A 19384-nucleotide genomic window follows, 5' to 3' on the forward strand; every position below is an offset into this window, starting at 1 on the left:
CACAGACGACCGGCGACCCTTTCCGGCAATCAGGCTGCGGAGCGATGCTATGACCGCAGCCGTCGCGCGCCGGCTGCTCCAGGCCGTGATGGTCATGTTCGCCATGACAGTTATCGTCTTCATCGCGATCAACGTCATCGGCGATCCCGTCGACATTTTGATCTCGCCCGACGCCGATCAGATCGAGCGCGCGCGCGTCGTCCAGGCACTCGGGCTCGACCTGCCGCTTTGGCAGCAGTACCTCCGCTTCCTCTGGGCAGCGCTGCATGGCGACCTTGGCGAGAGCTACGTCTACAACGAGCCGGCGATCAGGGTGATCCTGCAGCGACTGCCGGCAACACTCGAACTGGCCGTCTCTGCCATCCTCATTGCCATCGTCGTCGGCGTGCCGCTCGGGCTTTATGCCGGACTGCGGCCGGATGGCATCTTGAGCCGCGTCATCATGACCGTCAGCATCCTCGGCTTCTCGTTGCCGACCTTCTGGGTCGGGCTGGTGCTGATCATGTTTTTCGGCGTGCAGCTCGGCTGGTTGCCGAGCGGCGGGCGCGGCCAGACCGCCGAACTGTTCGGTGTCCAATGGGCGTTCCTGACCAAAGACGGCCTTGCCCACCTGATCCTGCCGGCGGTGAACCTCGCCTTGTTCGACGCCTGCCTCATTCTGCGCCTGACGCGCGCCGGCGTCGCCGAAGTCCTGCCGCTCGATTTCGTCAAGTTCGCGCGGGCCAAGGGCCTCAGGGAAACGCGCGTGATCGGCGTCCACGTCTCGAAGAACATCATGATCCCGGTGGTGACCATCATCGGCCTGGAATTCGGCTCTATCGTCGCCTTCTCGGTCGTCACCGAAAGCGTGTTCAGCTGGCCTGGCATGGGCAAGTTGATCATCGACAGCATCAACGTGCTCGACCGTCCGATCATCACCGCATACTTGATGGCGATCGTCGCCTTCTTCGTCATCATCAATCTCGTCGTCGACCTGACCTATACGGCACTCGACCCGCGGGTGCGGCTCCAGGGCGAGGGACCGTGACATGAGCGTCGACACCTTGCCGCCACCGATGCCTACCGAGGCCGAGAAGGGTGAAGAGGCGCCGTTTCGAGTGCTCGTGCGGGCATTCTTCCGCTCGCCTGCCGCCATTGCCGGTTTCGTGCTGCTGACCGCGATCATCGGGCTGGCGCTGCTCGCGCCGCTTATAGCGCCGCAAAATCCCTACGACCTCAACCAGCTCGACATCATGGACAGCCGCCTGCCGCCCGGCTCGCAATCGATGACGGGCATGATTTTCTGGCTCGGCACCGACGACCAGGGTCGTGACATGCTTTCCGGCATCATCTACGGCCTGCGCATATCGCTCGGCGTCGGCGTCAGCTCGGCGCTTTTCGCCGCGCTGTTCGGCGCCTCTTTAGGCCTGCTCGCCGCCTATGTCGGCGGTCGGACCGAGACGGCGATCATGCGCATCGTCGATCTGCAACTCTCCTTCCCCTCCATTCTCGTTGCACTGATGATCCTCGCCTTTCTCGGCAAGGGAATCCTCAACGTCGTACTCGCTCTGGTGATCGTCGAATGGGCGACCTATGCACGTGCCGCGCGCGGCACGGCGCTGGTGGAGCGGCGCAAGGAATACATGGAGGCGGCAGAGTCGCTCGCCATTCCGCGATGGCGCATCCTGTTCGTCCATCTTCTGCCCAACTGCCTGCCGCCGCTGATCGTGATCGCGACGGTGCAGGTGGCGCGCGCCATCTCGCTGGAGGCGACCTTGTCCTTCCTTGGCCTCGGTGTGCCGATCACCGAGCCCAGTCTCGGCCTGCTGGTCGCCAACGGCTATCAGTACATGCTCTCGGGCATGACGTGGATCAGTTTCTATCCCGGCGTGGCGCTGCTGATTACCGTGGTTGCGATCAACCTCGTCGGTGATCGGCTCCGCGACGTGCTCAACCCGCGGGGGCGCGAATGAATGCGACCGTGCTCGAAGTCCGCGATCTCAGGACCCATTTCGGACAAGCAAAAGCCGTCGACGGCGTCTCGTTCAGCGTCGCGCGCGGCGAGGTTCTGGGTCTCGTCGGTGAAAGCGGGTCCGGCAAATCGGTCACCGGCTTTTCCATCATCGGCCTTGTCGATCCGCCAGGCACGATCGTCGGCGGCCAGATCGTCTTCGACGGCCGCGACATCACCCGCTCCAGCCGCGAGGAGATGCGAGCGCTGCGCGGGCGCCGCATGGCGATGATCTTCCAGGATCCGATGATGACGCTGAACCCGGTCCTGCGCATCGACACGCAGATGATCGAGGCGGTGCAGGCGCATGAAAACGTCTCGCGCATGGACGCCAGGGCGCGGGCGCGCGACGCGCTCGGCATGGTCGGGATCCCGAGTCCGGATGAGCGGCTGCAGGCCTATCCACATCAGTTTTCCGGCGGCATGCGCCAGCGCGTCGTTATCGCTATTGCGCTGCTGCACCGGCCGGACTTCATCATCGCCGACGAGCCGACCACCGCGCTTGATGTGACGATCCAGGCACAGATTCTCGCCGAGATGCAAAAGCTCGTGGCGCAGAACAACACGTCGCTGATCTGGATCACGCATGATCTCGCCGTCGTCTCGCGGCTCGCCGACCGGATCGCCGTGATGTATGCGGGCCGCATCGTCGAATCCGGCCCAGTGTCGGACGTTCTCGCCCGTCCGTTGCACCCTTATACCGCCGGTCTGATCGACTCCGTTCCCAGCCGCAACCGGCGTGGCGAGCGGCTTCGGCAGATCCCTGGAATGGCGCCCAGTGTTGCGCGGCTGCCGGCCGGATGCGCTTTCGCCCCGCGCTGCGCGCGCGCCGACGCGGCGTGTGCCCAGGCGGTGCCTCTGCTCACTGCTGGCCCGCGCGAGCACCGCTGCGTTCATCCCTTGCCGGAGTTCCGCGTATGATCCCCTCCACTCCGGTTGCGGCAGACATTCAAAGCTCCTCAGCGGGTTCTAGCGGGATGGCACCGCTGATCGAGCTGAACGAGATTTCTCACAGCTTCGGCACGCGGCCGGATCTCGCGGCCCGTTTGGCGATCTCGTTCAAACTCGCCAAACCGACGGCAAGCGTGCAGGCGATCGACGGTGTCAGCCTCGCCGTTCGCAGGGGCGAGGTTCTGGGCCTCGTTGGCGAGTCGGGATGCGGCAAGTCCACACTGGGGCGGATCGTCGCCGGCATCGTGGCGCCCAGCAAGGGATCGGTATCATGGCGCGGCAAGGACTTGAAGGCGCTTCCGCCGCTCGAACGGCGTGAGGCCAAGCTGCGCGTGCAGATGATATTCCAGAATCCCTACGCCTCGCTCAATCCGCGCCGCAAAGCGGCCGATATCGTCAGCGAGGCGCCGCGCGTACACGGGCTGGTTGAGGGCGATCTCGGTACCTTTGTCGATCAACAGTTCCGGCGTGCGGGTCTCGATCCGGCGCTAAAACACCGCTTTCCGCATCAGTTCAGCGGCGGCCAGCGCCAGCGGATCGGCATTGCGCGCGCGCTCGCCGTGCAGCCGGAATTTCTCGTCTGCGATGAGGCCGTTGCCGCTTTGGACGTCTCGATCCAGGCGCAAATCCTCAATCTCTTCATGGACCTGCGCGAGAGGCTGAACCTCACTTACTTGTTCATCAGCCACGATCTCGGAGTGGTCGAGCACATCTCCGATCGGGTGGCGATCATGTATCTCGGCCGCATTGTCGAAGAGGCTCCGGCCGAGGAGATCTTTGCACGGGCCAACCATCCCTACACGCAGGCGCTTCTCGCCGAGGTGCCGCGGATCGAAACCACCAAACGCGGCTTTGCCGCGATCAAGGGTGAATTGCCGAGTCCGCTCTCGCCGCCGAGCGGATGTCATTTCCACCCGCGCTGCCCGCACGCGATGCCTCGTTGCCGCACCGAAGCGCCCCGACTGAAGGTGGTTGCTGCCGGACACAAGAGCGCATGCCACCTCAATGACGCCGTCGCCTGAACGCCTTGGAATTTTTTGAGATGACCGACCTCCAGGCGTTCCAGTCCGTGACCGATGACATGGTCCTCTGCCGCGATATCATGGTGACGATGCGCGATGGGGTAAGACTGGCGACCGACGTCTACCGACTGGCAAGGGGAGGCCGCGCGCTGGACCGGCCAGCTCCCGTCATCGTTGAGCGGACGCCTTATGGCAAGGCGATGGCATCGCGCGCCGAAGTCGAGGTCAGCATGACCGAACCGATGGATCGCGCGACGGTCGCCGAGCATTTCGTGCGCCATGGCTATATCGTCGTCTACCAGGACTGCCGCGGCCGCTACGGCTCGGAAGGCGAGTTCGTCAAATATCGCTCCGAAGGTCCGGACGGCTACGACACGCTTGCATGGATCGCAGCCCAGCCCTGGTGCAATGGCCGGATCGGCACCATGGGCCTTTCCTATGCTGCGCATACCCAAATGGCGGCGGCGTGCCTTGCGCCGCCGGCTCTTGCGACCATGATCCTCGATTCCGGCGGATTCTCTAACGCCTTCACCTGCGGCATCCGCCAAGGCGGCGCGTTCGAGCTGAAACAGGCGACCTGGGCCTACCGGGAAGCCCGCGAGAGCGCCGTCGCCGCCGGCGACGAGTTGGCCCGAAAGGCGCTCGAAGCGGAAAACCTGCATCGCTGGTTCGGCAAAATGCCCTGGTCGGAGGGCCGTTCCCCGCTCCGCTGGGCTCCGGACTACGAGGCTTACCTGCTGGAGCAGTGGCGGCACGAGACCTTCGACGGCTTCTGGAAGCAGGTCGGCATTCATGCAGCGGGCTTCTACGACGCGATTCCCCACATTCCGATCGCCCTGATCTCGAGCTGGTTCGACGTCTATGTCCCGACGACGTTCGAGAATTTCGCCGGCCTTGCACGCAATGGCAAACGGCCGCTCGCCTTGATCATGGGTCCGGGTCTGCACGGCGATCGCAATCTGACCTTTGCCGGCGACGTCGATTTCGGACCGAACGCTCCGCTCGGCGGCAATGTGGCGGCGAGCTGGCTGGAGTTTCGTCGCCGCTGGTTCGATCGCTGGCTGAGGAGCGGGCCGGAGGACAATCTCGACGAGGAGCCGATCCGCCTTTTTGTCATGGGCGGGGGAAAGGGCACGAAAACTGAAACGGGCCGTCTCGATCACGGCGGGCGCTGGATCAAAGCCAAGCGGTGGCCGCTGCCGGACATGACCGAGCAAACCTATTACCTGCACCCCAACGGCAGGCTTTCGGAGGCCTTTCCCGCGCCCGACGCCGCCGCGCTAAGCTATGATTTCGATCCCGCCGACCCGGTCCCGACCATTGGCGGCGCGCTGACCAGCGGTCAGCCGATCTTCACAGGGGGCGGCTTCGACCAGAGAGAGGACGAGAGGTTCTTCGGCTGCCGCAATTTCGGACTGCCGCTTTCCGCCCGTCTCGATGTCCTCTCCTTCGAGACCGAGCCGCTTGCCGACGATTTGACCGTGCTCGGAAGGGTGGCGGTGGATCTCTGGGCGACGACCGATGCGCCAGACACCGACTTCACCGCGAAACTGATCGACGTCCATCCACCGAGCGCCGACTATCCGACGGGCTTTGCCTTGAACCTGTCAGACGGGATTTTCCGCTGTCGTTTCCGGCATTCATTCGAAAGAGCCGAGCTCGTGAAACCTGGCGAGATCATGCGGCTTCACATCGAGCTGTTTGCGACCGCCAATCTGTTCCGTGCCGGCCATCGGCTGCGGCTGGACATCTCTTCGAGCAATTTTCCGAAGTTCGACGTCAATCCGAACACCGGTGCGCCGGCGGGGCTCGGCCGTAGCCGGCAAGTGGCGCGCAACACGGTTTTCCTCGATGCAACGAGGCCATCGCGGCTGATCGTGGAGAGATTATGAGCAAATCGGGCGGGCTCTAAGCCCAGCACAATCAGCTTGCGCAAAGACAGGCCGCTGTGGGGCATGGGCCTCAATCGTATTTGGCGACAAAGCGTCCGACGGCGGCGAGGCAGTCGTCCTTCTCCTCGACATGCGGCATATGGCTGGAATTTGGGAAGACCATGCCTTCGACGTCGGGAATATGATCGAGAAAGGGCTGGACGCAGGCTTCGGTCGCTTCGTCGTAAAATCCGCGGAACGCCAGCGTCGGCGCCTCGATCAGATGCAGGCGCTCGACGATGGTCCAGTTCCGCATCGTGCCGATGACGTGGAATTCATTGGGTCCGTTCATGGTGTGATAAACCGTCGGATCCGCGTCGATTGCCGCGAATGTCCGGGCGACCTCCCGCGGCGTTGGACGGACACGGCAGACGTGGCGGTCATAGAAGGCTTTGGTTGCCGCAACATAATCCGGGTGATCGGTGGTCCCGGCTGCCTCGTGCCGGTCAAGCGCGAGTTGCACATCGGCCGGCAGCCCGGCCCGCAATTGCAGCGCGCCTTCCACCCATAGCGCCATCGAGGCCAGCGAATTGGCCAGGATCAATGCCTTGAGCCCGGCAGGGCGTCGCACGGCATGTTCGGCCGAGAGTATGCCGCCCCAGGACTGGCCGAGCAGGGCGTAACGCTCGGCAATGCCAATGTGGGCGAGCAGCGCATCGAGTTCGCCCAAAAAGAAATCGACGGTCCAGAAGTCGCCGCCCTTGTCGGGCAGATGGGTCGATTTGCCGTTGCCGATCTGATCGTAGTGGATGACCGCCCGCCCGGTATCGGCAAGCTCCTTGAACGAATCGACATAGTCGTGGGTGCAGCCCGGCCCGCCGTGAGCGATGACCAATGGCAGCTTGCCCGAGTTGAGATCTCCGATCACGCGATACCAGGTGCGGTAGCCCCGGTAGTCGCTGAATCCTTCGGTGGTCGCATGTGCCGTCACAGTTCCAAGCTCCGGGTCATGGCGCGGCAGGAACCAAAGTGACGGACCCTCCCAAGCCTTGTTTGCGGCCGACGGTACTAAGCGGCCCGGCGCATTTACAGCTAGCACTATTTATAGGTTTGCCGTGGCGGGAGGAGCCCTCAGGCGGAGCGCCTCAATGCTCCGGCTCGAGCAGCCGGTAGTGGGCAGCCAGCGCGATGGCGTGGAAGCGGTTGCGCGCGCCAAGCTTGCGTGTCGCCGCGTTGAGATGCAGCGTTGCTGTCGGCACCGCGCGGCCAATCTCGCGCGCGACCTGCTTGGCCGTCAGTCCGGCGGCGGCGAGGCGCAGGCACTGGCGCTCGCGCGACGTCAGGTGGACGTATGGGCAGGTGCGGATGCCGGCATCGAAACCGGCGTAGACGGAGTCGTGCAAGAGATGGCCCAGATCGCCGATTTCGGCGATTAACTGCCTTGCTTCGGCCTCGAACCCTGGCTCTGGGTCGGCGCGGATCGCGGTGAAGGTGGCCAGATCCCCACCGGCAAGACGGATGGGCACGGTGACGCCGCAGGTCATCCTGGTATCGAGCAGATAGCTGATCACCGGATCATGCCTGGACCGAAGCACATGCTGCATGACGGTGCTCTGAACGCCCTTGTGCGACCAGAGGAACGGCCTCGATACGGCGAGCGCGGCTTCCTGCACCGGGTCAAGCTGATAATAGCCGCCTTTGCACCAGAGATCCTGCATGTCGCGCGGCACGTTGTGCAGAGCCATCAGCGACGGGGTGATCAGGTCGCCCTCATGGCTGACCGGCACGGGCGTATAGTCATAGATGAATGAGGTGAAACCGACGGGCTCCAGCACATCGGTCGCCACCGCCATGGCGGCGTCGATGCTCATTCCCGTTCGGAACCGGCTCTCTAGATCGCCTGAAAAGCCCTGCATGCGACAAGCTTACCCGCTGGCCATTGCTTGTCAAATAGCCATGTCACCCGCGTGCCCAATAAATAGGCTTAAGGCTGGCCTCTCCGACCTATCTATCTTAATAGCTATCCTGCTCGGCTTCGCTGGTCGTAGTCTTTTCCGATTGGGCGAAGGTGCGCAGACCCACCCGCGACCCAGATCATTTCCAGCCACGCCGCGGTCGTCGATTGCGTATAGCGTGGCCAGTCGACACGCTTTCCACGAGGAAACACAGCCATGCGACCCCAGAAGGCACTTGCAGTCCAAAAGGCACTGGCAGCGTTGATACCCGGCCTGGCTCTGCTCGGCATGACGATCGTGTCGCCGCCGAGCACTGCCTTGGCCGCGGAAGGCAAGCTTGGCGGCACGCTCCGCTTGCTGGCCAACGCCGCTGCCGGCACCGCCGATCCGCATATCAATTACACGCTGCAGTTTTTCCAGATGAACTATATTCTCTACGATGGTCTGGTGACCTACAAAAAGGCCGGCGACAAGACCGGCTTCGAGGTGGTCGCAGATCTCGCCGAAACCCTGCCGAAGGTCGAAAACAGCGGCAAGACCTACGTCTTCAAGCTGCGCAAAGGCATCAAGTTCGCCGACGGCTCGGACGTCACCAGCAAGGATGTGGTGGCTTCGTTCCAGCGCATCTTCAAGATCAGCGGGCCGACGGCCGGGACCTTCTACAACGGCATCGTCGGCGCCGATGCGTGTTTGAAAACCCCGGCGACATGCACCCTCGATGGCGGCCTGTCGGTTGACGACGCAGCCGGAACGATCACCTTCAACCTGGTCCAGCCGGATGCCGAGTTCCTGCAGAAGATCGCCATTCCGCACGCGGCGATCCTGCCGGCGGGCGCGCCGCTCAAGGATGCCGGCACTGATCCGATCCCGGGCACTGGGCCCTACATGATCGCGAGCTATGACCCGAACAAGCTGATGAAAATGGTGCGCAATCCTCACTTCAAGGAATGGAGCAAGGAAGCCCAGCCGGCAGGGTATCCCGACGAGATCGACTATGAATTCGGCCTCACCGACGAAGCGGCGGTGACGGCGGTCGAGAACGGGCAGGCGGACTGGATGTTCGATCCGCCGCCGGCGGACCGTCTCGGCGAACTCGGCACCAAATATGCCAAGCAGGTCACGGTGCATCCGCTGATGGCGATGTGGTATGCGCCGTTGAACAACAATCTGGCGCCGTTCAACGACATCCGTGTTCGCCAGGCGGTGAACTTCGCCATCGACCGCGCCGCGATCATCAAGCTCTTTGGCGGCAGCAATCTGGCGCAGCCGGCTTGCCAGATCCTGCCGCCGGGCTTCCCGTCATTCGCGCCTTATTGCCCATTCACCGCCAATCCGGGCGAAAAGTGGTCGGCGCCGGATATGGACAAGGCCAAACAACTGGTTGCTGAATCGGGAACCGCTGGTCAGGAGGTGACGATCATCACCGAGGACAGCAGCGTCTCGAAGTCGATCGGGGTCTATCTGCAGGACGTGCTCAACCAGCTCGGCTACAAGACATCGGTCAAGCCGATCTCGCAGAACATCCAGTTCACCTACATCCAGAACACCAACAACAAGGTGCAGATCTCGGTCTCGCAATGGTTCCAGGATTACCCGGCGCCATCCAATTTTCTGGAAGTGCTGTTCAGCTGTGCCTCATTCACGCCGGGCTCGGACGCCTCGGTCAACATTTCCGGGTTCTGCGACACATCGATCGACGCGTCGATGGCCGAAGCAGAGACAGCCACCATCGCCGACCCAGCCAAGGGCGCAACGCTGTGGACGGCCATCGACAAGGCGGTGACGGACAAGGCCCCGGTCGCTGTTTTGTTCACACCCAAGCGGGTCGATGTCGTCTCTTCCAGGCTGAAGAACTTCACCTTCAGCCCGCAATTCTACTGGATCGTCAGCCAGTCCTGGGTCGAATGATCCCCTCGAGCCAATGCGACGGAGTGCCACCGGCGCTCCGTCGCATTTCCTTTTCCGCCGGATCAGCGCATCTTCCAGGTCGAGATTTTTGCCAGGCAATCCCGTTTATGGTCCCCCGTTCATGGTCAATGTCATTGCGGACCAGCCTGCCGCCCCGGTCCGCCAGGCCGCCGCTGGCCCATGGCGCACGGCATGGCGCAAGCTTAAAGCCGATCGTTCGGCAATAGCGGCGTTCGGTGTGCTCGTCGTCATCGTCATCGCTTCGCTGGCGGCGCCGCTTTATGCGCAATACATCGCCCACACGGATCCTTTCGTAACCAATCTCAACGGCGAGATCGTCATCGATGGGGTGACCCAGCCGGTACTGCAGGCTTCCACCGAAGGCCTTGGCCTCGGCATGACGCCGATTGGGCCGACCTGGCGGATCGGCCCGTATCTGCTCGGCGCCGACAATCAGGGCCGAGACGTCGCGGCGCGGCTGCTTTATGGCGGGCGGGATTCGCTGTTGATCTCTGGCGCTGCGGCTGTGCTGTGCCTCGTCCTGGCGACCTTTCTGGGGGTTGTTTCCGGGTTCTTCGGCGGCATTGTCGACGTCGGCCTGTCGCGTATTCTCGACGTGCTCTGGGCGTTCCCGGTTTTCCTGCTGGCGATTTCGCTGTCGATCGTGCTGATCGCGCAGAGCATCCAGATCGGTCCGTTCGAAATCCGCTCCGGCAGCCTGTGGCTGCCGATCTTCATCATCGGCATCGTCTATGTGCCCTATGTGGCACGGCCGATCCGTGGCCATGTCCTGACCTTGATGCAGGCCGAATTCGTCACCGCGGCGATCGGGCTTGGCGCGTCGCCCTGGCGCATCCTGCTGCGCGACATCATGCCAAATGTGGTGACGCGCATCATCGTTTTCGTGCCGTTGATCCTGGCACTCAACATGATGACCGAATCCTCGCTGTCGTTTCTGTCGATCGGCGTGCAACCGCCGGACGCCAGCTGGGGCACGATCATCCAGGACGGTCAGGGCCTGCTCTATTCCAGGCCGATCGTGGCGCTGGCGCCCGGGCTTGCCATTGTCATCACTGTGCTGGCTCTCAACATTCTCGGCGACGGCGTGCGCGATGCGCTCGATCCGAAATCCTCGCCGAGGGGCATCTAGTGCTTGCCGCCATGAGTTTTCGGCTCGGCCAGATGGTGCTGGTCATGTTCGGCATCAGCATCGTCGCTTTCCTGATCTTCTTCGCCACGCCCGGTGCCGATCCCTCGGCGCGCATTGCCGGCCGCAACGCCTCCCAGGAGACATTGGTCCAGGTCCGCCACGATTTCGGTCTCGATCGGCCATTGCCGGTGCAATACGGGCTGATGATGAATCGGCTTTTCGTCAGCCGCGACCTCACCTCCTTCGTCAATCGCGGGCAGCGCGTGATTCCTGCGGTGACAGGGGCCATTCCGGTTACGCTGTCGCTGGTCGGCGGCGCGGCGGTGCTGTGGGTGCTCGGCGGACTGATCGTCGGGGTGATCGCCGGCGCGACGCGCGGCACATTCATCGACCGGGCGCTGATGATCCTGAGCCTGATTGGAGTGTCCGTTCCGGTCTTCTGGCTCGGCGAGGTCGCCAATCTGCTGACACAGAGCCGCTGGCATGACACCTGGCTGTTTTCTTGGGTTCCTCCGCTCGGCTACATCCCCCTGACACAGGACCCCTGGGGCTGGTTCAAGGCGCTCGTCATTCCGTGGTTCACGCTGGCGACGCTTTATGTCGGCCTTTACGGACGGGTGCTGAGGGCAAGTCTGATCGAGATGATGCAGGAGGATTTTATCCGCACCGCGCGGGCCAAGGGGATCGGCGAGCGGCGGGTTTTGCTGCATCACGGCCTCAGGACGTCACTGGTGGCATTCGTCACCATGTTCGGTCTCGATTTCGGTGCCTTGGTCGGCGGCGGCGCGCTGTTGACCGAAGTGGTCTTCGGGCTGCAGGGCGTCGGGAAATTGACCTATGAGGCACTGCAGACCCTCGACCTGCCGATGATCCTTGCCACGGTGATCTACGCCTCGTTTTTCGTGGTGATGGCAAACTTCGTCGTCGATGTCGTCTTCGTCTTTATCGACCCGAGGGCTCGCGATGTCCGTTAACGCTCCCCTTCTCGTCGTCGAGGGTCTCACCGTATCCTTCCGCAGCGACGCGGGGCTGGTGCGGGCTGTGGCAGGCGTCTCGTTTGCCGTCGAGCAGCGGGAGATCGTCGGTGTCGTCGGTGAGTCCGGTTCCGGCAAAAGCCAGACCTTGCTGGCCATCATGGGGCTGATCGACAGCCCCAATGCCGTCGTCTCCGGTTCAATCCGCTTCATGGGGCAGGAGCTCGTCGGGCTCAACCGGCGTGCGCTCGATGCCATTCGCGGCCGCCAGATCGCGATGATCTTCCAGGATCCGATGTCGGCGCTCACCCCGGTGCATACGATCGGCAACCAGATCGGCGAGCAGGTGCGTGCGCATGAGAAAGTGTCGGCGCGGGCGGCGCGGGCGAGGGCGGTGCAGTTGCTGGATGCGGTCGGCATTGCCAATCCTGATCGGGTCGTCGACGGCTATCCGCACCAGCTCTCCGGTGGCATGCGCCAGCGTGCGGTGATTGCGATGGCGCTCTCGTGCAACCCGGCGCTGCTTGTCGCGGATGAACCGACCACGGCCCTGGACGTGACCGTGCAGGCGCAGATCCTCGAACTGATCGGACGGCTGCGCGATCAGTTCGGCTCGGCGGTGATCCTGGTCACACACGATCTTGGCGTCGTCGCCCAGGTCGCGGATCGGGTCTTGGTCATGTATGGCGGACGCTTCGTCGAGGAGGGCCGCAAGAGCAGCGTGTTCCGAACGCCGCTGCATCCTTACACCTGGGGCCTGTTCGGCTCGATCCCGCCGATGGATGGTGAGCGTCCGGCACGGCTCGCCGCGATTCCGGGAGCTCCGCCGTCCCTCTCCAACCTGCCGAAAGGCTGCGCGTTCGGTCCGCGCTGTGCGTTCCGCCACGATGCCTGCATTGTCCAGCCCCCGCTTGTCGGCGGGAACGGCCATCGTGCTGCTTGCGCATTGCCGGAAACCAGCCGCAAGTTTCATATCCGCGAGGTTGCCAGCATCGAGACGCCAATATGAGCGGCGTGCTGCGGGAGCGCCCGCTGCTCCGGACCAGCGACCTGTCGAAACATTATCACGTCGGCCGCTCGATCTTGCCGGCGCAGCGCCGGAGGGTCCAGGCGGTCGACACGGTATCGCTCGACATCTGGCCCGGGGAAACGCTTGGCATTGTCGGGGAGTCAGGTTGCGGCAAATCCACCCTTGGCCGCTGCCTGGTGCGCCTGACCGATATCACCTCCGGTTCTCTGGAGTTCGAGGGCCGCGACATTACCGACGCGTCCCAGCGTCAGCTCCGTCCGTTGCGGCGACAGATGCAGATGGTCTTTCAGGATCCGAGCGCCTCGCTCAATCCACGTCGGCGGGTCGGCGATCTGCTGGCCGATCCGTTCCGCATCCATGAGCGCCTCTCGGCATCGGAAATGACGGACCGCGTCGCCGAGCTTCTGCGCCGGGTCGAATTGTCCCCCGAACACGCGTCGCGCTATCCCCACGAATTCTCGGGCGGCCAGCGGCAGCGGATCGGCATTGCTCGCGCGCTGGCGCTCCGGCCAAGGCTGATCGTGGCCGACGAGCCGGTCTCGGCGCTCGACGTTTCGATCCAGGCCCAGATCGTCAATCTGCTGGCCGATCTGCGCGAGGAGTTCAACCTGACCTATGTATTCATCGCCCATGATCTATCCGTGGTGCGCCAGATTTCGACGCGCGTGGCCGTCATGTATCTGGGATCGGTCGTGGAGAGCGGGCCGACCGATCTGGTCTTTGCGGCGCCCAGGCACCACTACACCACGGCACTCCGTTCCGCGGTGCCGATACCCAGTATCGATCGGGCGCGACGCGAGCGGCTTGTCCTGAAGGGTGACTTGCCGAGCCCGATGAACCCACCCTCCGGCTGCCGGTTTCACACCCGCTGCCCGGCCGTCACTTCCACGTGCCGCAACGAGCGTCCGCTGCTGCAGAGCACGGGAGACGGTCGCCTGGTTGCCTGCCATCATCCAGGGGGCGGATAAGGCGCGGGATTCTCGCTCGGAGAGGTGGTTGCGTGTGGCAGCGAAGTCGAAGCCCCAACGGTCAAGAGTGCTCCCGTCCGCTCAATCGGGCGCGGCTGTGCCGAGCGCGGCGGCCACGACATCGGCGAGGCCACGGCCGGCGCTGCCGTCCTCGTCGAGGCGCGGATTGTAGATGGTGACCTCGATCCCGACCGCCTTGCCGCTCGCCAGGATGATGCGGAGCGCCGCCGACAGCTCGTCCCACGACAGCCCGCCCGGTACGCGGAAATCGACCGCCGGCATGATCGCATCGTCGAGACAATCGGCGTCGAGATGGATGAAGAAGCCGTCGAGTTCCGCCCGCGTCAGGTGGCCAACCGCCGCTTGGGCGGCGGATTCGACGCCCAGGCGGCGGATGGCGTGCAGATCGTAAGCCATGAGCTCTGCTGGCAAAGGCTGGCTGCCGTATTCGGCCTGGTCCTCGTGGTCGCGATACGCGAAGGCGACAGTGTCCTCGGAGCGAACCAACGGGCGGCGGCCCTCCAGGTCGGTCAGCAGCGCCGGCCCGTAGCCGGTGACGAAGGCCAGCTCCATCGACGCGCCTTCGCTGTTGGGCTCCGCTTCCGGCTGGAAGAAATCGGCGTGGCCGTCGATGAAGAACAGGCCGTAGCGGCCGCGCCGGCGCAGCGCGAGCATCGGACCCAGCAGGATCGTACAGTCGCCGCCCAGCACCACCGGGAATTCGCGGGCGTGCAGCACCTCCTCCACGGCGTCGGCGAGCTTGGGTGACCACGCCGCGATCGCCTTGGCATTCAGCGTCAGGGTGGCCGGGTCGGGCTTCGGGTCTTTCGGCGGGACGGCCAGCCGCCCGGCGCGGCGCGCATGGATGCGTTCGGCGAGGCCCTGTTCCAGCAGCCGACCGGGCAAGGCTTCAACGCCGTCGGTCGCCAGACCCAGCGAGGACGGCGCTTCAAGGATGGCATAGCGGCGGGTCGGCATCAGGTGCTCCCAGGTATCGCGGGTGAAAGCCGGCGTAACGCCAGCGTAGCTTCAGTACGTGGGCGAGACCGAGGAAATTTCAAGCCGCCGCCCAGCCGATGCCGTCGGGCGCGGCAACGCGCAGCATCTCCGCATTGTTGCTGCGAAAATTGCTGCCCACGGCCACTCGTACCTCGCCGATTTTGCCGGCAAGGCCTATCTTCTGGTGAGCGACCCGAACCACGAAGGAGATCGACGATGAATGCAAAAGCTGCAGCGGCCGAAGCGTTCGTGCGCGAGCCGGCGGCCGGCTCGACGCTCAACGTTTTGGGTATCACCCATATCTACAAAGCCACCGGTGCCGAGACCGCCGGGTCCTTCTCGCTCTGGGAGTCCATGGTTCCGCCGGGCGCGGCAACGCCACCGCACATCCATGCCCGAGAGGATGAAGGCTTCTATGTGCTGAGCGGCGAACTCGTCATCGAATTCGAGGGCGAGTCCGCGCCCCGTCGCGTTGCGCCCGGCGGTTTCTTCTTCGGCGCACGCGGCCGGCGCCACGCCATCCGCAATGACGCCGACAAGCCAGCTCGCGTGCTCGTCTTCTGCGCGCCGAGTTGCGGCCTTGATCAGATGTTCGCGGAAATGGACGCCGCGACCGCCGCCGGCACGCCAGAGATGGCAAAGGTCGTGGCCATCGCCGCCAAATACGGCGTCACCATCGAGGCACCGGCTGCCTGAGATCCGTTCCAGACCGCCAGCGCGCCTGTCAGGCCGGAAACAGAAATGCGGCGGCGGGATCGAAAAAAATCTGCTGTCCGCGCGAGGCGACGCCGTCCTTTGGTTGCGCCATGTCGGATGTCGGCCTGACGTCGATCTCCTGGCCGGCGGCCGTGCGCGCGATGACGCGCCGCCGCTCGCCGAAGAAGGCGGTGTCGATGAATTCGACCGCAAGCCCGGCAGTGGCAGGGCCGGGTCTCAGTCGAAACGCTTCCGGCCGCACCATCAGCCGGGTCTTCTGGCCTTGGCTGAAGTCCTGATCGATCCTCACGCCGGAGACAACCGAGCCATCGGCCAGGCGGATCGTGGCGGCGCCGTTGACGGTTTCAAGATGCTCGGCCGGCAGGAAATTGGAATTTCCGATGAAACTGGCCACGAATTCGCTCGCAGGTCTCAGATAGAGGTCCTCACCGGTGCCGATCTGCTCGATGCGCCCGTCCCGAAACAGCGCGATGCGATCCGAAAGATGCAGCGCCTCGTCCTGATCGTGGGTGACGTAAAGGATCGTTACGCCGGTTTCGCGGTGGATACGCCGTATCTCGGCCTGGATTTCCTCGCGCAGCTTCTTGTCGAGCGCCGAAAGCGGCTCGTCCATCAGAAGGATCGGCGGATCGTAGGCGAGCGCCCTGGCAAGCGCCACGCGCTGCTGCTGTCCGCCGGAAAGCGCGCCGGGATATCGGCCGCCGAAACTCTCGAGCCGCACCAGCGACAGCATTTCGGCGACTTTTCGTTTCACCTCGGCGTCCGGCCGGCGGCGCACGCGCAACGGAAAGGCAATGTTCTCGGCGACGGTGAGATGCTGGAACAGCGTGTAGCGCTGGAACACCATGCCGATGTTGCGCTTGTGCGACGGCACCGACAGCAGCGACCTGCCCTTGAGAAGAACGTCGCCGGATGTCGGCTGCTGAAAGCCGGCGATTGCGTAGAGCGTCGTCGACTTGCCAGAGCCGGAAGGGCCGAGAAAGGTCAGGAATTCGCCTTTTGGTATATCGATCGTGACATCCTGCACGGCGACGAAGCTGCCGAACGCCTTGCGCAGGTCGCGAATGGAGAGGAACGGTTCGGTCATTTCGACAATTTCCGCCGAATGAGTGCGGTTACGATCATCAGGCCCAGCGTCAGGAGAACGAGAAGGCTGGAGGCCGCGGCGATGACCGGGCTGAGATCCTGGCGCAGGCTGCCCCAGATCTTGACCGGCAAGGTCTGCAAGGTGGGGCTGGCCATGAAGATCGCGACCACCACCTCGTCCCACGAGGCGAGGAAGGCAAAGATCGCCGCCGAAAAAATCCCGATCTTGATCGCCGGCAAGGTCACCCGGAGTTTTGCTTCGAATGGGCTTGCGCCGCAGACGATCGCCGCGTCCTCGATGGATTTGTCAAAGCCTTCGAGTGCCGCGGTGATCGGAATGATGGCGAACGGCAATGCCAGGACCGTGTGGGCGATTACAAAGCCTGCCGTGGTGCCGCCGAGCCCGATCCGCAGGAAGAATGCATAGATGGCGATGGCGAAGACGACGACCGGCAGCACCATTGGCGTCAGCAGCAGGCCGCGAAGCGTGTTGCGCCCGCGAAACTGTCCCCGGACCAGGGCGAAAGAAGCCAGTAGCCCGATGACGACGGCAAGAATTGCGGCCATGGCGGCGATGCGCGCGCTGGTCAGCGCCGCTTCGAGCCAGGCCGGATCGGCGAAGAGCTCCTCATACCATTTCAGCGTCCAGCCTGGTGGCGGAAAAGCCAGCCACCGCGACGACCCGAACGACAGAAGCACGATGAAAACAACCGGCAGCAGCAGAAACGCCGCGACCAGGCCGGTGAAACCCAGAAGTGCTGCACGCAGCCAGCCGAGCCGGTCGTAGTCGAGCAGCATCTCAGATGCCTCCTGTCATGCGCTTGGCGCCGACGAGACGCAGTTGCAGCGCGTAGAGCGCCATGGTCACCAAAAGCAGGATGAAAGCCGCCGCGCTTCCGAGCCCCCAGTTGAGCAAGGACTGGATCATCTGGGCAATCATTGCGGCGAGCATCATGTTGGAGGTGCCGCCGAGCAGCGTTGGTGTCACGAAATAGCCGAGCGACATGACGAAAACCATCAGGCCGCCTGCAGCGATTCCGGGAAGCGACAAGGGCAGCAGGATGCGGCGGAAGGCGTCGAAGGGGCTGGCACCGCACAGAGCGGCGGCGCGCAGCGTCATCGGATCGATGGCGCGCAGCGTTCCGACCAGTGGCAGTATCATGAAGGGCAGCATGATGTAGACCATGCCGATGGTGACGCCGGTCAGGTTGTTGATCAGCGGCAGCGGCTCGCTGATCAGGCCGATATCCATCAGCGTCCGATTGATGACGCCGGTGCGTTGGAGCAGCACCATCCAGGCATAGGTGCGGGTGAGCAGATTGGTCCACATCGACAGGATGATGATGCCGAAGACGATCGAGCCGAGGGCAGGCGGCATGATCGCCAGCATCCAGGCGACCGGAAACGCCACGACCACGGTTACGGCGGTGACGACGGTGGCGACCAGAAAGGTGTTGAAGAAGACCCGCGCATAGGTGCCGTCGCCAAACAGGATTGCGTAGTTCTGCAGGCCCGGCACCGGTTCGGTCACGCTGCGCAACAGCAGCGCAACAACCGGCACCACGAAGAACAGGGCGATAAGGGTTAGCGCCGGTAGGGCGCCGCCGATACCGTCGGGCCTTCGGAGGATTGGCTGTCGATGAAGAAAATTGCCCGACATGGCGATGATCCCGGCAGCTCAGGCGGGACGCCCTAGCGACGCCCCGCCGGTTCATGGGTGAGGTCGGCGGCTATTTGGCCTGCCAGGCGTACCAGCGCTCGGCGATCTTGTCGCGGTTTTCAGCCCAGTAGTTCATGTCGAGGTTGATCTGCCCGTCGACATAGGCGTCCGGCAGCGACTTGACGACATCGGCCGGCATTTCGGCCTTGGCTGCCGTGTTGATGGGGGCGTAGCCGCTTGCTTCGGCAAACATGGCCTGGCTTTTCGCGCTTGTCGCTGTGGCCAGGAATTTCATCGCGCTCGCCTTGTTCTTCGAACCCTTGGGGATGACGAGCACGTCGGCGGCAGTCATGTTCTGTTTCCAGGATGCGCCGACATCGGCGCCGTCCTGCTCGAGGGCGAAGACCCGTCCATTCCAGAGCTGCCCGAAGGCTGCTTCACCGGAGGCGATCAGCTGCTGCGACTGCGCGCCGCTGTCCCACCAGACGATTTCCGATTTGATCGTGTCGAGTTTCTTGAACGCCCTGTCGAGGTCGAGCGGATAGAGTTTGTCCGCCGGCACGCCGTCGGCCAACAGCGCAATCTCGATGACGCCCGGTGCCGACCATTTGTAAAAGGTGCGTTTGCCGGGAAATTTCGTCAGGTCGAACATGTCGGCCCAGCCGGTTGGCTCAGCCGACACCGCCCCTTTGTTCCAGGCAAGAACGAAGGAGTAGTAGAAGCTGCCGACCGCATGCTCGGTGGTGAAGCGAGGATCGAGATCAGCTTTCGGCACGACGTTGAAATCGATCGGCTCGAGCAGGCCGTCCTTGGCCGCTTTGATGGCGAAATCCATCTCGACATCGACGACATCCCAGGCGACGCTGCCGCCTTCCACCATGGCCTTCAGCTTGCCGTAGTCGGTCGGGCCGTCCTGCAGGACCTTGATGCCGGAACTGGCTTCGAACGGAGCAGCCCAGGATTTGGTCTGCGCCTCCTGGGTGGTTCCGCCCCAGCTGGTGAACACCATTTCATCGGCGTGTGCGGCAGTGGCTGCCAGGAGTGCGGCCAAAATGCCGGTCAAAATCAGTTTCATCTCATTCTCCTCTGTTGGTTGCTTTCTT

At 63.6% G+C, this 19384-nt stretch carries 19 protein-coding genes; 12 read left to right on the forward strand and 7 right to left on the reverse strand.

The genetic code is table 11. The features are described from left to right. The first annotated feature begins 49 nt into the window (after positions 1 to 49). Genes AC0L2V_RS25940 through AC0L2V_RS25960 form a run of 5 tightly spaced genes read left to right on the forward strand, consistent with a single transcriptional unit; the run spans position 50 to position 5855 of the window. The gene (locus AC0L2V_RS25940) at positions 50 to 1027 is read left to right on the forward strand and encodes an ABC transporter permease (protein ID WP_091597385.1); all 978 of its coding nucleotides are present in this window, start codon (positions 50 to 52) and stop codon (positions 1025 to 1027) included. A gap of 1 nt (position 1028) precedes the next feature. Then, positions 1029 to 1952 (forward strand): ABC transporter permease, encoded by a 924-nt coding sequence (locus tag AC0L2V_RS25945; protein ID WP_413468470.1) that lies wholly within the window; start codon positions 1029 to 1031, stop codon positions 1950 to 1952. Beyond that, complete coding sequence (locus AC0L2V_RS25950; protein WP_091597382.1) at positions 1949 to 2911, forward strand: ABC transporter ATP-binding protein; 963 nt, start codon at positions 1949 to 1951, stop codon at positions 2909 to 2911. The genes AC0L2V_RS25945 and AC0L2V_RS25950 overlap by 4 nt, the downstream gene beginning before the upstream one ends. A 56-nt stretch (positions 2912 to 2967) precedes the next feature. Next, entirely contained in the window at positions 2968 to 3963 is a 996-nt protein-coding gene (locus tag AC0L2V_RS25955; protein WP_473512571.1) for an ABC transporter ATP-binding protein, read from the forward strand. A gap of 20 nt (positions 3964 to 3983) precedes the next feature. After that, positions 3984 to 5855: a CocE/NonD family hydrolase gene (locus AC0L2V_RS25960; RefSeq protein ID WP_473521564.1), complete on the forward strand. Its 1872-nt coding sequence runs from the start codon at positions 3984 to 3986 to the stop codon at positions 5853 to 5855. A 70-nt stretch (positions 5856 to 5925) separates the two neighbouring features. Here AC0L2V_RS25960 and AC0L2V_RS25965 read toward each other — a convergent pair whose 3' ends face one another. After that, the gene (locus AC0L2V_RS25965) at positions 5926 to 6825 is read right to left on the reverse strand and encodes a proline iminopeptidase-family hydrolase (protein ID WP_473512471.1); all 900 of its coding nucleotides are present in this window, start codon (positions 6823 to 6825) and stop codon (positions 5926 to 5928) included. Positions 6826 to 6979: 154 nt separating this feature from the next. Next, positions 6980 to 7705: a LuxR family transcriptional regulator gene (locus tag AC0L2V_RS25970; protein ID WP_287171679.1), complete on the reverse strand. Its 726-nt coding sequence runs from the start codon at positions 7703 to 7705 to the stop codon at positions 6980 to 6982. A gap of 300 nt (positions 7706 to 8005) precedes the next feature. Between AC0L2V_RS25970 and AC0L2V_RS25975 the strand changes: the two genes are divergently transcribed. From AC0L2V_RS25975 to AC0L2V_RS25995, 5 genes are all read left to right on the forward strand, one after another. Next, positions 8006 to 9697: an ABC transporter substrate-binding protein gene (locus AC0L2V_RS25975; protein ID WP_473521565.1), complete on the forward strand. Its 1692-nt coding sequence runs from the start codon at positions 8006 to 8008 to the stop codon at positions 9695 to 9697. A 121-nt stretch (positions 9698 to 9818) separates the two neighbouring features. Then, a complete protein-coding gene (locus tag AC0L2V_RS25980; RefSeq protein ID WP_287226308.1) occupies positions 9819 to 10847 on the forward strand; it encodes an ABC transporter permease in 1029 nt (342 codons plus the stop codon). Then, positions 10847 to 11821 (forward strand): ABC transporter permease, encoded by a 975-nt coding sequence (locus tag AC0L2V_RS25985; protein WP_473521566.1) that lies wholly within the window; start codon positions 10847 to 10849, stop codon positions 11819 to 11821. Before AC0L2V_RS25980 ends, AC0L2V_RS25985 begins: the two co-directional genes overlap by 1 nt. After that, positions 11811 to 12830, forward strand: coding sequence for an ABC transporter ATP-binding protein (locus AC0L2V_RS25990; protein ID WP_473512476.1), 1020 nt, complete (start codon positions 11811 to 11813; stop codon positions 12828 to 12830). Before AC0L2V_RS25985 ends, AC0L2V_RS25990 begins: the two co-directional genes overlap by 11 nt. Then, the gene (locus AC0L2V_RS25995; protein ID WP_473521567.1) at positions 12827 to 13819 is read left to right on the forward strand and encodes an ABC transporter ATP-binding protein; all 993 of its coding nucleotides are present in this window, start codon (positions 12827 to 12829) and stop codon (positions 13817 to 13819) included. The genes AC0L2V_RS25990 and AC0L2V_RS25995 overlap by 4 nt, the downstream gene beginning before the upstream one ends. Before the next feature lie 81 nt (positions 13820 to 13900). On the opposite strand, the gene AC0L2V_RS26000 is transcribed toward AC0L2V_RS25995, so the two are convergent. Continuing rightward, positions 13901 to 14797 (reverse strand): arginase family protein, encoded by an 897-nt coding sequence (locus AC0L2V_RS26000; RefSeq protein ID WP_473512480.1) that lies wholly within the window; start codon positions 14795 to 14797, stop codon positions 13901 to 13903. A gap of 58 nt (positions 14798 to 14855) precedes the next feature. Here AC0L2V_RS26000 and AC0L2V_RS26005 point away from each other — a divergent pair, with 58 nt between their 5' ends. Beyond that, positions 14856 to 15038 (forward strand): hypothetical protein, encoded by a 183-nt coding sequence (locus tag AC0L2V_RS26005; RefSeq protein WP_473512482.1) that lies wholly within the window; start codon positions 14856 to 14858, stop codon positions 15036 to 15038. Next, complete coding sequence (locus tag AC0L2V_RS26010; RefSeq protein ID WP_473512484.1) at positions 15035 to 15514, forward strand: cupin domain-containing protein; 480 nt, start codon at positions 15035 to 15037, stop codon at positions 15512 to 15514. The genes AC0L2V_RS26005 and AC0L2V_RS26010 overlap by 4 nt, the downstream gene beginning before the upstream one ends. A gap of 28 nt (positions 15515 to 15542) precedes the next feature. Here AC0L2V_RS26010 and AC0L2V_RS26015 read toward each other — a convergent pair whose 3' ends face one another. From AC0L2V_RS26015 to AC0L2V_RS26030, 4 genes are all read right to left on the reverse strand, one after another. Further along, complete coding sequence (locus AC0L2V_RS26015; RefSeq protein ID WP_473512486.1) at positions 15543 to 16622, reverse strand: ABC transporter ATP-binding protein; 1080 nt, start codon at positions 16620 to 16622, stop codon at positions 15543 to 15545. Then, positions 16619 to 17419 carry an ABC transporter permease gene (locus AC0L2V_RS26020; protein ID WP_473512488.1) on the reverse strand — a complete coding sequence of 267 codons (801 nt, stop codon included), beginning with the start codon at positions 17417 to 17419 and terminating at the stop codon, positions 16619 to 16621. The genes AC0L2V_RS26015 and AC0L2V_RS26020 overlap by 4 nt, the downstream gene beginning before the upstream one ends. Position 17420: 1 nt before the next feature. Further along, entirely contained in the window at positions 17421 to 18281 is an 861-nt protein-coding gene (locus AC0L2V_RS26025; protein WP_473512490.1) for an ABC transporter permease, read from the reverse strand. A 70-nt stretch (positions 18282 to 18351) separates the two neighbouring features. After that, positions 18352 to 19356: an ABC transporter substrate-binding protein gene (locus AC0L2V_RS26030; RefSeq protein ID WP_473512492.1), complete on the reverse strand. Its 1005-nt coding sequence runs from the start codon at positions 19354 to 19356 to the stop codon at positions 18352 to 18354. Between the last annotated feature and the right edge of the window lie 28 nt (positions 19357 to 19384).

The organism is Mesorhizobium sp. WSM4814 (genome assembly GCF_055811595.1).